This window comes from Sphingomonas mangrovi (genome assembly GCF_047975845.1).
Classification (GTDB): Bacteria; Pseudomonadota; Alphaproteobacteria; order Sphingomonadales; family Sphingomonadaceae; genus Sphingomonas.
This window is the reverse complement of the sequence record NZ_JBIUCZ010000010.1, coordinates 17766-31576: the sequence shown is the minus strand read 5'-3', so window position 1 is coordinate 31576 and position 13811 is coordinate 17766. Positions and strand designations below refer to the sequence as shown.

Here is a 13811-nt window from a genome sequence, read left to right as displayed (position 1 = left end):
CTCCTCAGCGGACGTAACGGTGGGGGACAAAAGGCATGGGCACGACTTCGGCGCGATGCGCCTTGCCGCGCTGGGACAGGGTGACGGCGGTGCCGGCGACCGCAAGCGCGGCGGGCACGTAGGCCATCGCGATCGGCGCGCCGACGCTCGGCGCGAAGCCGCCCGAGGTGACGCGGCCGACGGTCGCGCCGGTCTCGTCGACGACGGTCGCGCCCTCGCGCACCGGCTGGCGGCCGTCGACGCGCAGGCCGACGCGCTTGGTCGCCGAACCCTCGGCACGCTCGGCCAGAATGCGCTCGGCAGCGGGGAAGCCGCCTTGCTCGCGGCGGCGCTTCGACAGCGCGAAACCCAGATCGGCGGCGATCGGCGTGGTCTCTTCGTCGAGGTCGTGGCCGTACAGCGGCAGCCCGGCCTCCAGGCGCAGCGAGTCGCGCGCGCCCAGGCCGATCGGCTGGACCTCCGGCTCGGCAACCAGCGCGGCGGCGAACGCCTCGGCGGCCTCGGCGGGCAGCGAGATCTCGCAGCCGTCCTCACCCGTGTAGCCCGAGCGGCTGATCCACAGCGCGTGGCCGGACCATTCGAACGCACCCGCGGTCATGAAGCGCAAGGCGTCGACGCCGGGGACGAGCCGCGCGAGCGTGGCGACGGCTTCCGGCCCCTGCAGCGCGAGCAGCGCGCGCTCTTCGAGGTGGTTGATGGTGATCGAATCGGCCAGCGCCTCGCGCAGGTGGCCGAGGTCGTCGTATTTGGTGGCGCCGTTGACGACCATGTAGAAGGCGTCGCCCGCCGGGGCCGGCTCGCCCGCCTCACCGAACGGGTGCGCCTCGGGCAGGCAGGTCACCATCAGGTCGTCGAGGATGCCGCCGTTGTCGGCGAGCAGCAGCGAATAGCGCATGCGATTGGGCCCGAGCGCCTGGAGGTCGCCCGGCAGCAGCGCTTCCAGCGCCTCCGCCACGCCTTCGCCCGTGAACAGCAGCTGGCCCATGTGGCTGACATCGAACAGCCCGGCATGCTCGCGGGTCCACAGATGCTCGGCCATGATGCCTTCGTACTGCACCGGCATCTCGTAGCCGGCGAAGGGCACCATCCGGCCGCCCTGGGCGCGGTGCCAGGCGTCGAGCGGCAGCAGCGCGGGGGCGATCGGCTCGACGCCGTCGGTGTCGGTCGCGTCGTTGGGGGAAAGGTCGCTCATCCGCAGTCTCCGGCAGGTCAGGCACGACGACGGCGCGGGCCTCCCCGCATCCTCGCCGCCCCCTCTGTCACGGAACCTGAGAGCTTTCGCACGGGCGGTCCGCGCTTACCCCTTCGGTGGCATCGGCGTGCCGATGCGCTTTCCAGAGTGTCGTCGACGCGCGCGGTCCCGTTTGCCTGAGAGATTCCGGGGCGGTTGCTCCTTCGGCGGCCGCATGCGGCCTCGAAGACCGGCGGCGCTCTCCCGCGCGTGCCCTTGGCCGTTGCCGGCCATCGACCCGCTCGCTGTGGCTCGGCCGCTTGGCCGAGTCAATCGGCCACGCGGCGAAGCGCGTCGAATCAGCGCGTGGCGTTGTAGCGCAGCTGGTCCTGGGTCAGCTGGAAGCCGACCAGCGCCTCGAACGAGGCGTTGAGCACCGCCTGGCGCACTTCCGGGGTCGACAGCGGATCGGTCGCGGCATCCTGCTCGCCGGCCTTGCGGCGGCGGGTGATCTGGTCGCGGATCTCCTGCGGCAGGGTCGCGGCCGAGCGCTGGACGACCGCCGTGGCGCTGCCCTGCGCCTGCGCGCGCGCCTCCCCCGCGGCGAAGCTCAGCGCGGTGTGGTTGACCCGCTTGGCCACCACCTGCGACCCGCCGCGGACCACCGTCAGGAAATAGGGGAGATCGACCTGGCGCGCGGCGTCGGTGCGGGTACGGCGCGCCTGGATGTCGAAGGTGACCGTCGAGACGATGTCGTCGCCCGCGTCGTTGCAGGTGGCGCGCACGTTGGTGATCGTCGCGGTGACGTCGATCGCGCTCGCCAGACGGCTGCCGGCGGGATCGAACAGCGTGATGTCGCCGGTACCGGCCGGCACGCCGGTCGCCGGGCAGGCGGAGCGCACGGTGGTGATGCCGACGCCGCGGGTCACGTCGATCTCGCCTTTACGGCTGCACCCGGCGAGGGCGAGGAGCGCGACAGCGGAAACAGCGAGCGTTCGGACGATCACGGGGGGTACACCTTTCACGACGAACGGGCCGTCGCTGACGCGCCGACCCGGACCGCCGCCAGCATAGGAACCGCCTTTCAAGCGCGCAAGCAATCGCGTAGATGCCGGGGCGATGACCGATCCCGCCAGCCCGTCGACCGCCAAGCCCGCCCTCGATCTGCTGATCGCCGCCCCGCGCGGCTTCTGCGCCGGAGTCGACCGCGCGATCCGCATCGTCGAGCTCGCGATCGAGAAGCACGGCGCGCCGGTTTATGTCCGGCACGAGATCGTCCACAACAAGTTCGTCGTCGACACGCTGAAGGCGAAGGGCGCGGTGTTCGTCGAGGAGCTCGACCAAGTGCCCGAGGGCGTGCCGGTCGTGTTCTCCGCCCACGGCGTGCCCAAGTCGGTGCCGGTCGAGGCGCAGGACCGCGGGCTGGAGTATCTCGACGCCACCTGCCCGCTCGTGTCGAAGGTTCACCGCCAGGCCGAGCGGCTGGTCGGGTCCGGCCACCACATCCTGTTCGTCGGCCACGCCGGCCATCCCGAGGTGATCGGCACCTTCGGCCAGGTACCGCCGGGTCAGATGACGCTGATCGAGACGGTCGCGGATGCCGAGACGGTCGAGCCGGCCGATCCGAGCCACCTCGCCTTCCTCACCCAGACGACGCTGTCGGTCGACGACACCGCGGACATCATGGCGACGCTCCAGCGCCGGTTCCCCGCGATCGTCGCGCCCAAGGCGGACGACATCTGCTACGCCACCTCCAACCGCCAGGCCGCAGTCAAGGCGATCGCATCGTCGTGCGACCTGGTGCTGGTGATCGGCGCCCCCAACTCTTCTAACTCGCTGCGGCTGGTCGAGGTCGCGGAGCGCGAGGGCACGACCGCGCACCTGATCCAGCGCGGCGATGACATCGACTTTGCGTGGCTGGAGGGAGTCGGCTCGCTCGGCCTCACCGCCGGTGCGTCGGCACCCGAGATGCTGGTGCGCGAAGTGGTGGAGCGGCTCGCCGAGCGGTTCGCGATCACCGAGCGCGAGGTCGAGATGACTCGCGAGACGCTGACCTTCAAGCTGCCCCGCGGCCTCGAAGCCGCCGCCTGACCGGTGGCAGTCTACACGCAGGTTTCGGCGGAGGCGCTCGGCGCCTTCCTCGCGCGCTATGACGTGGGCGCGCTGGTCTCCGCCAAGGGGATCGCCGAAGGGGTCGAGAATTCCAACTATCTGGTCGACACCACGCGCGGCCGGTTCATCCTGACGCTGTACGAAAAGCGCGTGGATGCGGGCGACCTGCCCTTCTTCTTCGCGATGATCGACCGGCTGGCCGATGCCGGCAACCCGGTGCCGCGCGCGCTGCCCGACCGCACCGGCACGGTGATCCAGACGCTGGAGGGGCGTCCCGCCTGCCTGATCGAGTTCCTGTCGGGCGTCTCGCTCAGCCAGCCGACCCCGAACCAGGCCCGCGCCGGCGGCGAGGCGATGGCGCGGATGCACGCCGCGCTCGCCGATTTCGCGCCCGTGCGCGCCAACAGCATGGGCGTCGCCGTCTGGCCCCAGCTGTTCGAGCAGTGCGCGCCGGGGCTCGACGGTATCCAGCCGGGCCTGCGCGATCGGGTCGCGGGTGCGCTCGACCGTGTGGTGGGCGCGTGGCCCGGCGACCTGCCGGTCGGCGCGATCCATGCCGACCTGTTTCCCGACAACGTGCTGATGCTCGGCGACCGGGTGACCGGCCTGATCGACTTCTATTTCGCCTGCACCGATGTGCGCGCCTACGACCTGGCGGTGATGCACTCCGCGTGGAGCTTCGACGGCGCCGGCACGCCGCTCGACCCGGCGGTGGGCCGCGCGTTGCTGGAGGGGTATCGGGAGGGCTTCGGCCTGTCGGACGCGGAGCGCGCGGCGCTGCCGGTGCTGGCGGAGGGCGCGTGCCTGCGCTTCCTGCTGACCCGCGCCTGGGACTGGATCAACACGCCGGCCGACGCGCTGGTGACCCGCAAGGACCCGCTCGCCTATCTGCGGCGGCTCGACTGGTACGAGAACAACAGGAACGCGTTTGCATGACCGAACTGACCCCCGTCGAACTCTTCACCGACGGTGCGTGCAAGGGCAATCCGGGCCGCGGCGGCTGGGGTGTGGTGATCCGCTCGGGCGAGCATGAGCGCGAGATGTCGGGCGGCGAGGCGCACACCACCAACAACCGCATGGAGCTGATGGCGGCGATCGAGGGGCTGAACGCCTTGAAGCGCCCGTGCCGGGTGACGCTGTCGACCGACAGCCGCTACGTGATGGACGGGCTCACCAAGTGGATCAAAGGCTGGCAGAAGAACGGCTGGAAGACCGCCGACAGGAAGCCGGTCAAGAACGCCGAGCTGTGGCAGGCGCTGCTCGCCGCCGCCAAGCCGCACCAGATCCAGTGGGTGTGGGTGAAGGGCCATGCCGGCCATCCGGAGAACGAGCGCGCCGACAAGCTGGCGAGCGACGCGGCGATCGCGGCGGGACGCACCACCGCCGCCGCCTGAGACGACTCAGCCGAAGCGATCGGGTCGATAGAGGTCGGGATCGACGCCCTCGGGCATCGCGCCCCGCCCCAGCAGCGCCGCACATAGCGCGGCGCCGGCCGGCGCGGTCTGGATGCCGAAGCCGCCCTGGCCGGCGCACCAGAACAACCCCTCGACCTTCGGGTCCCAGCCATAGACCGGCAGCCGATCGGGCGCGAAGCTGCGCAAGCCCGCCCAGCGCCGCTCGACCGCCTCGATCCGCCAGTCGACCACCCGCTGCATGCGATCGATCGCGACCGCCACGTCGAGTTCCTCCGCGGCGACGTCGCCCGGGTCGACCGGCGTCTCGTCGTGCGGGGTCAGCCACACGCGTCCACCCGGCTCGGGCTTGAAATAGAAACCGCCGGCCGCGTCCATCACCACCGGCAGATCGGCCGGTGCGGGCGGATCGACGCGCACCTGCACCATCGTTCGGCGATAGGGCTGGATGCCGACCGGTCTCGCGCCCGCGATCCGCGCAACGCGATCGGCCCAGGCGCCCGCCGCGTCGACCAGCACGTCGGCAGTGAGGATCGCCCCGTCCGAGAGCCGCAACCGCCACATCCAGTCGGCGCGCGTGGCCTCCACCAGCGCCGCGTCGCAGCGCAGCTCGGCGCCCAGCCGCCGCGCGCGTGCCAAATAGGCGGCATGCAGCCGCGCGACGTCGATGTCGGCGCAGCTCGGCATCCACAGCCCCTGCCAGCCGCCGCACAGGCCCGGAACCCGCCTGGCGGCATCCTCGCGCACCATCGCAATTCCCGAGCCCGCGAACTCGGCGGCGAACGCATCGAGCGGTGCAGGGTCGCCGGCCGGCGCGATCCTCAGTTCGCCGCGGGCGCTGAGGAAGCTCGCGCCGCCGAACTCGGGCGGCGGCGCGTGGAGGAACGGTCCCGAGGCGCTGGTCAGCGGCTGCACGCCCGGCCCGCCGTAGGTCTCCGACCAGAAGGCCGCGGAGCGCCCGGTGGCATGGTAGCCGGGATGCGCCTCCGCCTCGAGCAGCACCACCCGGTCCTCGCCCGCGAGCAGCGCGGCAAGGCTCGCACCGGCCATTCCGGCGCCGACGATCGCGATTCGCCGTGTCATGCCAGGGCGTCGTCGAGGAAGGTGTCGATCGCGTGGATCGCGCGATCGCGCACCGCATCGGTTTCGCGCAGCAGCTCGTGCCGCGCCTCCGGCCCGAATCGGACCAGCGTCGCGCGGCCGAGCCGCTCCGCCACGGCGAGCGCGGCGCGAGGGTCGACCAGCGCGTCGCGCTCCGCAACCAGCAGCTGTACCGGCACGCTCAGGCGGGCCAGCGCCGGGCTCTCCGCCAGTTCGCGGGTCGAGCGGAACGCATCCACCACCCAGCGCCAGCTCGGCGGCCCGGTGCGGGTGTCGGGATTGGCGCCGAGCCACCACAGTTCGTCCTCGTAGCGCTCCCGGTCGCCGGTCAGCAGGCTCTGCCGCGCGGCGCGGGTGAAGGGGCGCTCGTTGCTGCCCCATGCCCGCCGCGTCGGCCGGCCGAGGGCGGCGAGCAGCCGCGCGGCGCGCTCGCCGAAGCGCGGGCCGATCGGCGCCTTCAGCCCGAGCATCGGCGCGACCAGCACCGCCGCGTCGGCCGCGACTCGCCCCTCGGCCAGCCCGCGCAGCACCAGATGCCCGCCCATCGAATGGCCGACCAGCACGTGCGGCCCGGCATTCTCCGCCCGCCACTCGGCGACGAAGGCGGCGAGATCATCGACATAGGCGTCGAACGACTCGATGTGGCCGCAGTGCGGATCGTCGGTCAGCCGACCCGATCCACCCTGCCCGCGCCAGTCGAAGCTGGTGATCGACCAGCCGCGCGCGCGCCAGTGGGCGAAGCTCTCCAGATATTTCTCGAACACGTCGCCGCGGCCGACCTGGAACAGCATCGCCCCGCGCTGCCGCCGCCCAGGGGCGGCGGGCCAGTCGAAGCGGCGGTGCGCCCATCCGTCGGGCGCGTGCCATCGGGTGATCCGCGCCGCAGCAGGAATCGCGCGGCGGTACAGGGCGTGCGCAGCCATACATCCCGGTTACGGTTTCGTAAGCCGCCGCGTCTAGGGCCTTAACCATGACGCATCCGCTCCTTTCCGCGCTGCTGGTCGTGCTGGTGGTGCTGCTGCTCTCCGCCGGCATCGAGGACGTGCGCACGCGTGAGATCGCGAATTGGAAGAATGCGGCGATCGCGCTGCTCGCGCCCCTGTGGTGGGTGGCGACGGGCGTGTCGCTGTGGCCGGGCGTCCCGATCCAGCTGGCGGTGGCGGTGCTGGTGTTCGGCCTGTTCGTCGGCGCCTTCTGGATGGGCCAGATGGGTGGCGGCGACGTCAAGCTGATCGGCGCGCTCGCGCTGTGGCTGCCGCCGTTCCCGCTCCTGTGGATGCTGGTGGCGATGTCGCTGCTCGGCGGCGTCCTGACGCTGCTGATGCTCGGCGACAAGCTGTTGAGGAAAAAGAAAGAACTTCCGGAGATACCCTATGGCGTGGCGATCGTGATGGCCGCGCTGCTGGCGATCCGCGAACCCATCCTTAACCAGTTTGCGCTGACTGCATGATGCCGGATCAACCCCGCCGACGGACAAGAAAGTCTCGAATTCATGGATTCTCGTAAAGTCCTTCTCCTGGTGGGCGCGCTGTTCGTCGCGGCGATCACGGCGTTCATGGCCCGCAACCTCATGCAGGGCGCGCCGACCCCGGTCGCGACCGCCGCTGGCGAGCCCGTCGTGGTCGAGGGCCCCAAGGTCCTGGTCGCCAAGCGCGCGCTTCCCGTCGGCACGATCATCGATGCCGGTGCGATCGCGTTCCAGCCCTGGCCCAAGGACCTGGTGACCAACGCCTACTACACCGAAGGGGCGTCCGATTCGCGCAACCTCGTCGGCACCGTCGTGCGCTATGCGATCCCCGCCGGACAGCCGATCACCCAGGGCGCGGTGGTCAAGCCGGGCGACCGCGGGTTCCTTGCGGCAGCGCTGGCGCCGGGCATGCGCGCGGTGACCGTTCCGGTCTCGACGCAGGGTTCGGTCGGCGGCTTCGTCTTCCCGGGCGATCGCGTCGACCTGATCCTCACCCAGACCGTGACGGGCGGCGGCGACGGCGAACCGCTCAAGGCGTCGGAGACGATGCTGCGCAACCTGCGCGTGCTCGCCACCGACCAGCGCACCGACAAGCAGGTCGACGACAACGGCAAGACCGTGGTCGACGCCTTCTCGACCGTCACACTGGAAGCGACGCCGCGCATCGCCGAGAAGATCGCGGTGGCGCAGACGGTCGGCCAGCTGTCGCTGTCACTGCGCTCGCTCGCCGACAACAGCACCGAACTGGAAGAAGCGATCGCCGACGGCGACGCGGACCTGCCGGACGGCGACGATCCCAAGGCCGAACGCGCAGCGCTCGCCCGGCTCGCGGCGCGTCCGATCGAAGGCGGCGCCACCTATTCGACCGGCGCCGACGTGTCGCGCTTCCAGCGCAGCTCGGTCCCCGGCAAGCCGCAGAACGCGTCGCCGATGATCAACAGCGGGCCGATGATGCCGGGCGTGCCGGTCGCGCCGGGTCAGTCCGCCACACCCACCGGGCCTTCTGTTCGCGTCGCCCGCGGCAGCACGCTCACCGTAGTCCCGATCGGGGGGAAAAACTGACATGCGCATGAAGCTCAGGCTGCCGGGCGCACCGCTGGCGCTGATCGCCGCGCTGATGTCCGGCGTGGCGGTGCCCGCACCGCTCGCGGCGCAGACCGCGGCCCCGTCGCCGCCGCTGGTGCAGATGAACACCGGTCGCGGCGAACTGATCACCCTGCCCGCGTCGATGACCGACGTGTTCGTCGCCGACGACAAGATCGCCGACGTTCAGGTCCGCTCGGCGCACCAGCTCTATGTGTTCGGCAAGGCGCCGGGCGAGACGACGATCCACGCTACCTCGAAGAGCGGCGCGACCGTCTACGCGGCCACGGTGCGGGTGGGGAACAACATCAGCACCGTGGGCGACATGCTCGCACTGGCGATGCCCGATGCGCAGATCGTCGCCACACCCATGAACAAGATGGTGCTGCTGACCGGCACCGTCCGCAGCCCCGAGGACATCGCCGAGGCGCAGTCGCTCGCCCAGGCGTTCGTCGGCGAGGACACGCGCGTGCTCAGCCGGCTGAAGACCGCGACGCCGTTGCAGGTGAATCTCCAGGTCCGCATTGCAGAGGTCAGCCGCAGCTACGTCAAGAACATCGGCGTCAATCTCACGTCGCGTGACACCACCGGCGGCTTCATGTTCAACATCGGCCAGGGCCGAGCGGGCACGATCACCGACGGCGCAGGCGGCACCGCCTTCACCAATGCGGGAAGGCCGGAAATCGGCACTTCGCTGGGTGCCGCCGGCCGGCTGCTCGGGCTCGACCTGCTCGGCTCGCTCGATCTCGGCGAGCGCAACGGGCAGGTGACCACGCTCGCCAACCCGAATCTCACCGCCGTCTCGGGCGAGACCGGCACCTTCCTGGCGGGCGGCGAGATCCCGATCCCGATCAGTCAGGGCGGCGTCGGCGGCATCGGCAGCATCACCGTCGAGTACAAGCAATATGGCGTCAGCCTCGCCTACACGCCGACGGTGATGTCGGACGGGCGAATTTCGCTGCGCGTCCGCCCGGAAGTGTCGCAGATCACCAGCACCGGCGCCGTCGAACTCAACAACATCGCCATCCCGGCGCTCACCACCCGCCGCGCGGAGACCACGGTGGAGCTCGGCTCGGGCCAGAGCTTCATGATCGCGGGGCTGCTGTCGAACAGCCACGACAATTCGGTCGACCAGGCGCCGTTCCTCGCCAACCTGCCGATCATCGGCTCGCTGTTCCGCTCCAATGCGTTTCAGCGCAACGAGACCGAGCTGGTGATCGTCATCACCCCGTATCTGGTGAAGCCGGTCGATGCCAACCGGATCGCGCTGCCCACCGATGGCTATCGCGCGCCCAACGACGCGGACCGCGTGCTGCTCGGCGGTATCGCGCGCAGCGACGCCACGGGACAGCGGCCGGTGCCGGCGCTGGCACCGTCGCTACCCGTCCTCGGCGCGCCGGTCGCGGGAGCGCCGCTCCCCTCGGGTCCCGGCCTGCCGGTGCTGCCGGAGAACCGCGCGGATCGACGCAAGAAGAAGTCGGCCGCCGCGCCGGGCTTCAGCAACCTTTGACGCCGTCGTTGGAGAAGATCATGTCCTCGCGTCTCGCCGCGGTCGCGCTGTGCGCCCCCGCCCTGCTCCTCGCCGCCTGCGACTCCACGGTGAACCGCGGCATCGAATCGGTACACCAGCCGGTGGTGTCGCACAGCGACTATGCGGTCGATCTCGCCACCACGCCCTACGGCCTTGCCGAGGGCGAGGCGAGCCGGCTCGCCGGCTGGATGTCCGCGCTCCAGCCCGGCTACGGCGACCGCATCGCGATCGATGAGTCGGGTGGCGGGAGCGGCGCACGTGCGCAGATTGCGGCCGAGGTCGCGCGCTACGGGCTGCTGCTCGCCGACGGCATGCCGGTGACGCAAGGCGCGGTGACGCCGGGTACGGTACGCGTCGTCCTGTCGCGAGCGACGGCGAGCGTGCCGAACTGCCCGCGCGACGACCCGTACGACGCCTACACGATCGACGCGCATACCAACGCCAACTACGGCTGCGCGATCAACACCAACCTGGCGGCGATGGTCGCGAATTCCGACGATCTGGTGCGCGGACAGACCGGCAGCGGCCTCGCCGATACGATCACCGCGACCAAGGCGATCGACGCCCACCGAAAGGCTGCACCCAGCGGCGGCGGGGGCACCCAGTTGCTGTCGCCCGGCGGCGTGCGCGGAATGGCGGGGAACTGATGCCGAACCGCACCACCCCTCCCGAGCCGTTCGCCGGTTTCCTCACCGACGAAGCCTCGATCGAGACGCTGCGCCCGATCGTCCACGCCTTCGGCTGGTCGGTCGACAAGGTCCAGCGCGGCAACCTGCGGACCGCCGTGCAGGCGCTGTCGGTCTCCTCAAGCCCGAACGTGCTGTTCGTCGACCTGTCCGAGTCGGGCGATCCGATCCACGACATCAACTCGCTGGCGGAGGTGTGCGAGCCCGGCACGGCGGTGATCGCCACCGGCCAGGTGAACGACGTGCGCCTGTACCGAGAACTCGTCGCCAGCGGCCTGCAGGACTATCTGCTCAAGCCGCTGAACCCGGATGCGGTGCGCGAAGCCTTCAACCAGGCGCAGAGTGCGCTCGCCGGCCCCAAGACGCCCGAGGTGGTCGCGACCAAGCGCCCGCACGCCGCGGTGGCGGTGATTGGCACGCGGGGTGGCGCCGGCGCGTCCACGGTCGCAACCTCGCTGGCCTGGCTCATCAGCGAGCGCGCGTCGCGCACCACCGCGCTGCTCGACCTCGACGTGCACTTCGGCACGGACGCGCTCGCGCTCGATCTCGAGCCCGGCCGCGGGCTTACCGACGCGATCGAGAACCCGAGCCGGATCGACGGGCTGTTTATCGAACGCGCGATGGTGCGCGCCTCCGATCGTCTGGCGGTGCTCTCCGCCGAGGCGCCGATCAGCAGCCCGGTGCTCACCGACGGCAGCGTGTTCCGGCGGCTGCAGGAAGAGATGCGCAGCGCCTACGAGTGCACCGTCGTCGACCTGCCGCGCTCGGTGCTGGTCAACCATCCGCAGCTCGCACAGGAAATGCCGGTGGCGGTGATCGTCACCGAATACACGCTCGCGGCGGCGCGCGACGCGATCCGTATCCTGTCGTGGTTCAAGACCCACGCGCCGCAGGCCACGGTGCTGCTGGTCGCCAGCCGCGTCCAGCCCACCCCGCAGCTCGAGATCAGCCGCAAGGACTTCGAGACCTCGATCGAGCGGCCGGTCGACTATCAGCTGCCGTTCGATCAGAAGCTCGCCGCGCAGGCCGCCAAGCTCGGCAAGCCGCTGGCCGAGGTGGGCAAGGGGTCGAAGACGGTTGCGCCGCTGGTCGACCTCGCCGGACAGGTGATCGCGCTTTCGGACGCGCTCGCCGAGACGGCGACGGCAACATCTTCGACGCCGGCGGCACCCGGCGCCCCGTCCCTGCTCGGGCGGATCGGCATGCTCAAGTCGCGGCTCGCCGGCGGCCAGGCCAAGCGGTAGGCGCGCACCGTGGATCCCACGCCGTTCCTCCTGCTGATCCTCGGGTCCTCGCTGGTCCTGCTGATGCTGGCGCTCGCCTTCATGGGACCGTCGGCGGAAAAGGCGCGCACGCGGCGGCTGGCGGCGGTGCGCGACAGGCATCAGGCCTCGCTCGGCACGTCGATGGACGCGCAGATCCGCCGCATCACCACGGCGCAGGCGACGCGGATGGATCGCGCCGCGGGACGGCTGCTGCCCAATCCGGCGCAGTTGCAGAAGCGGCTCGACATGACCGGCAAGGAGTGGACGGTCGGCCGCTACGGCCTCGCGACGCTCGGCATCGCGGTCGTCACGGCCGCGCTGCTGCTGTTCCAGGGCGCGCCGCTGTTGCTGGCGCTGTTCGTCGGCCTGTTCCTCGGCGCGGGCATTCCGCACCTGGTGGTGGGGATGATGATCAATCGGCGCGTCACCCAGTTCACCGCCAAATTCCCCGACGCGATCGACCTGCTGGTCCGCGGGCTGCGTTCGGGCCTGCCGATCACCGAGACGATGGGCGTCGTCGGCCAGGAGGTGCCGGGAGCGGTCGGCGAGGAGTTCCGGGCGGTATCCGACCGGATGAAGATCGGCCGCACGCTCGATGCGGCACTTCAGGAATCGGCCGACCGCATCGGCACGCCCGAGTTCCAGTTCTTCCTCATCACCATCGCCATCCAGCGCGAGACCGGCGGCAATCTGGCGGAGACGCTGAGCAACCTCTCCGACGTGCTGCGCAAACGCGCGCAGATGAAGCTCAAGATCCGGGCGATGTCCTCGGAATCGAAGGCATCGGCCTATATCGTCGGATCGCTGCCGTTCTTCGTGTTCGCGATGATCTGGTTCGTGAACGGCGAGTATCTTTCCGCCTTCTTCACCGACCAGCGGCTGACCATCATCGGCATCGGCGGCTTCGTATGGATGGCGATCGGCGGCTTCATCATGGCCAAGATGGTAAGCTTCGAGATCTGATGCGATGCTGAGCAACCCCGACGGTCCGACGATCCTGGGCGTGGACGTGACGATGGCGGCGACGCTGCTCGCCGCCATCGCCGCGCTCGCAGTGCTCGTCGCGATCTACGCCGCGCTGTCCGTGCGCGACCCGATGGCCAAGCGCGTGAAGGCGCTCAACGAACGGCGCGAGCAGTTGAAGGCCGACGTGACCGTTGCGCCGTCGCGCCGCCGTGCGCAGCTGGTCAAGAAGAACGAGACGACCGACCGCATGCGTGTGCTGCTGTCGTCGCTCAAGGTGCTCCAGGACGAGCAGATCAAGGTCGCGCAGACCAAGCTGCTCCAGGCCGGCATCCGCAATCGCGACCTGGCGGTGGCGGTGATCTTCGGCCGGCTGGTGCTGCCGATCCTGATCGGCGGGCCGGTCCTGTTCCTAGTCTATGGCACCGACACCTTCGCGACCTGGGGCCCGATCAAATCCTATCTGGTCGCCGCAGGCGCGCTGGTCGGGAGCTACAAGGCGCCCGACATCTACCTCAAGAACCGCATCCAGAAGCGGTCGGACGCGATCCGCAAGGGTCTGCCCGATGCGCTCGACCTGCTGGTGATCTGTGCCGAGGCCGGGCTCACCGTCGACGCCGCCTTCGGACGCGTGGCCCGCGAGCTCGGGCGCGCCTACCCCGAACTCGGAGAAGAGTTCTCGCTCACCGCGATCGAACTGGGGTTCCTCAACGAGCGGCGTCAGGCGTTCGAGAACCTCGCCCAGCGCATCGACCTGGAGGCGGTGCGCAGCGTCGCCACGACGATGATCCAGACGGAGAAATACGGCACCCCGCTCGCGTCGGCGCTGCGCGTGCTCTCGGCCGAGTTCCGCAACGAGCGCATGATGCGTGCGGAGGAAAAGGCCGCGCGGCTGCCGGCGATCATGACGGTGCCGCTGATCCTGTTCATCCTGCCGACGCTGTTCGTGGTGATCCTGGGGCCGGCCGCCTGCTCGATCTCGGACGCCTTCGTCAACCGCTGAGCCCCCCACAAGGAAC

General features: G+C 70.4%; 14 protein-coding genes and 1 riboswitch. Of the genes, 10 read left to right on the top strand and 4 right to left on the bottom strand.

The window, feature by feature from the left end; genetic code table 11:
- Positions 1 to 4 precede the first annotated feature (4 nt).
- Together gcvT and ACBY01_RS06965 are read right to left on the bottom strand one after the other, a co-directional pair.
- Positions 5 to 1192: a glycine cleavage system aminomethyltransferase GcvT gene (gene gcvT / locus ACBY01_RS06970; RefSeq protein WP_416460078.1), complete on the bottom strand. Its 1188-nt coding sequence runs from the start codon at positions 1190 to 1192 to the stop codon at positions 5 to 7.
- A gap of 153 nt (positions 1193 to 1345) precedes the next feature.
- Positions 1346 to 1448: riboswitch (glycine riboswitch) on the bottom strand.
- Between the two features lie 82 nt (positions 1449 to 1530).
- Entirely contained in the window at positions 1531 to 2178 is a 648-nt protein-coding gene (locus ACBY01_RS06965) for a hypothetical protein (protein ID WP_416460077.1), read from the bottom strand.
- Positions 2179 to 2290: 112 nt separating this feature from the next.
- Here ACBY01_RS06965 and ispH point away from each other — a divergent pair, with 112 nt between their 5' ends.
- From ispH to rnhA, 3 genes are read left to right on the top strand one after another with little or no spacing between them, the layout of a single operon-like run.
- Positions 2291 to 3262: a 4-hydroxy-3-methylbut-2-enyl diphosphate reductase gene (gene ispH / locus ACBY01_RS06960; protein WP_416460076.1), complete on the top strand. Its 972-nt coding sequence runs from the start codon at positions 2291 to 2293 to the stop codon at positions 3260 to 3262.
- 3 nt (positions 3263 to 3265) lie between these two features.
- A complete protein-coding gene (gene thrB / locus ACBY01_RS06955) occupies positions 3266 to 4219 on the top strand; it encodes a homoserine kinase (RefSeq protein WP_416460075.1) in 954 nt (317 codons plus the stop codon).
- Positions 4216 to 4677: a ribonuclease HI gene (rnhA, locus tag ACBY01_RS06950; protein ID WP_416460074.1), complete on the top strand. Its 462-nt coding sequence runs from the start codon at positions 4216 to 4218 to the stop codon at positions 4675 to 4677. The genes thrB and rnhA overlap by 4 nt, the downstream gene beginning before the upstream one ends.
- Positions 4678 to 4683: 6 nt before the next feature.
- Here the strand turns inward: rnhA and ACBY01_RS06945 are convergent, their stop codons facing one another.
- A complete protein-coding gene (locus ACBY01_RS06945) occupies positions 4684 to 5778 on the bottom strand; it encodes an NAD(P)/FAD-dependent oxidoreductase (protein ID WP_416460073.1) in 1095 nt (364 codons plus the stop codon).
- Positions 5775 to 6719: an alpha/beta fold hydrolase gene (locus tag ACBY01_RS06940; protein ID WP_416460071.1), complete on the bottom strand. Its 945-nt coding sequence runs from the start codon at positions 6717 to 6719 to the stop codon at positions 5775 to 5777. Before ACBY01_RS06940 ends, ACBY01_RS06945 begins: the two co-directional genes overlap by 4 nt.
- A gap of 47 nt (positions 6720 to 6766) precedes the next feature.
- On the opposite strand from ACBY01_RS06940, the gene ACBY01_RS06935 reads away from it, so the two are divergent.
- Genes ACBY01_RS06935 through ACBY01_RS06905 form a run of 7 tightly spaced genes read left to right on the top strand, consistent with a single transcriptional unit; the run spans position 6767 to position 13795 of the window.
- A complete protein-coding gene (locus ACBY01_RS06935; RefSeq protein WP_416460070.1) occupies positions 6767 to 7246 on the top strand; it encodes an A24 family peptidase in 480 nt (159 codons plus the stop codon).
- Between the two features lie 42 nt (positions 7247 to 7288).
- Positions 7289 to 8326, top strand: a complete 1038-nt coding sequence (gene cpaB, locus ACBY01_RS06930; protein WP_416460069.1) for a Flp pilus assembly protein CpaB — start codon at positions 7289 to 7291, stop codon at positions 8324 to 8326.
- A 7-nt stretch (positions 8327 to 8333) separates the two neighbouring features.
- Positions 8334 to 9857, top strand: coding sequence for a type II and III secretion system protein family protein (locus tag ACBY01_RS06925; RefSeq protein ID WP_416460068.1), 1524 nt, complete (start codon positions 8334 to 8336; stop codon positions 9855 to 9857).
- Between the two features lie 20 nt (positions 9858 to 9877).
- The gene (locus ACBY01_RS06920; RefSeq protein WP_416460067.1) at positions 9878 to 10525 is read left to right on the top strand and encodes a CpaD family pilus assembly lipoprotein; all 648 of its coding nucleotides are present in this window, start codon (positions 9878 to 9880) and stop codon (positions 10523 to 10525) included.
- A complete protein-coding gene (locus ACBY01_RS06915; RefSeq protein ID WP_416460066.1) occupies positions 10525 to 11808 on the top strand; it encodes a CpaE/TadZ family protein in 1284 nt (427 codons plus the stop codon). The genes ACBY01_RS06920 and ACBY01_RS06915 overlap by 1 nt, the downstream gene beginning before the upstream one ends.
- A 9-nt stretch (positions 11809 to 11817) precedes the next feature.
- On the top strand, positions 11818 to 12792 hold the full coding sequence (locus ACBY01_RS06910; RefSeq protein ID WP_416460065.1) for a type II secretion system F family protein: 975 nt from the start codon (positions 11818 to 11820) through the stop codon (positions 12790 to 12792).
- 4 nt (positions 12793 to 12796) lie between these two features.
- The gene (locus tag ACBY01_RS06905; protein WP_416460064.1) at positions 12797 to 13795 is read left to right on the top strand and encodes a type II secretion system F family protein; all 999 of its coding nucleotides are present in this window, start codon (positions 12797 to 12799) and stop codon (positions 13793 to 13795) included.
- Positions 13796 to 13811 lie beyond the last annotated feature (16 nt).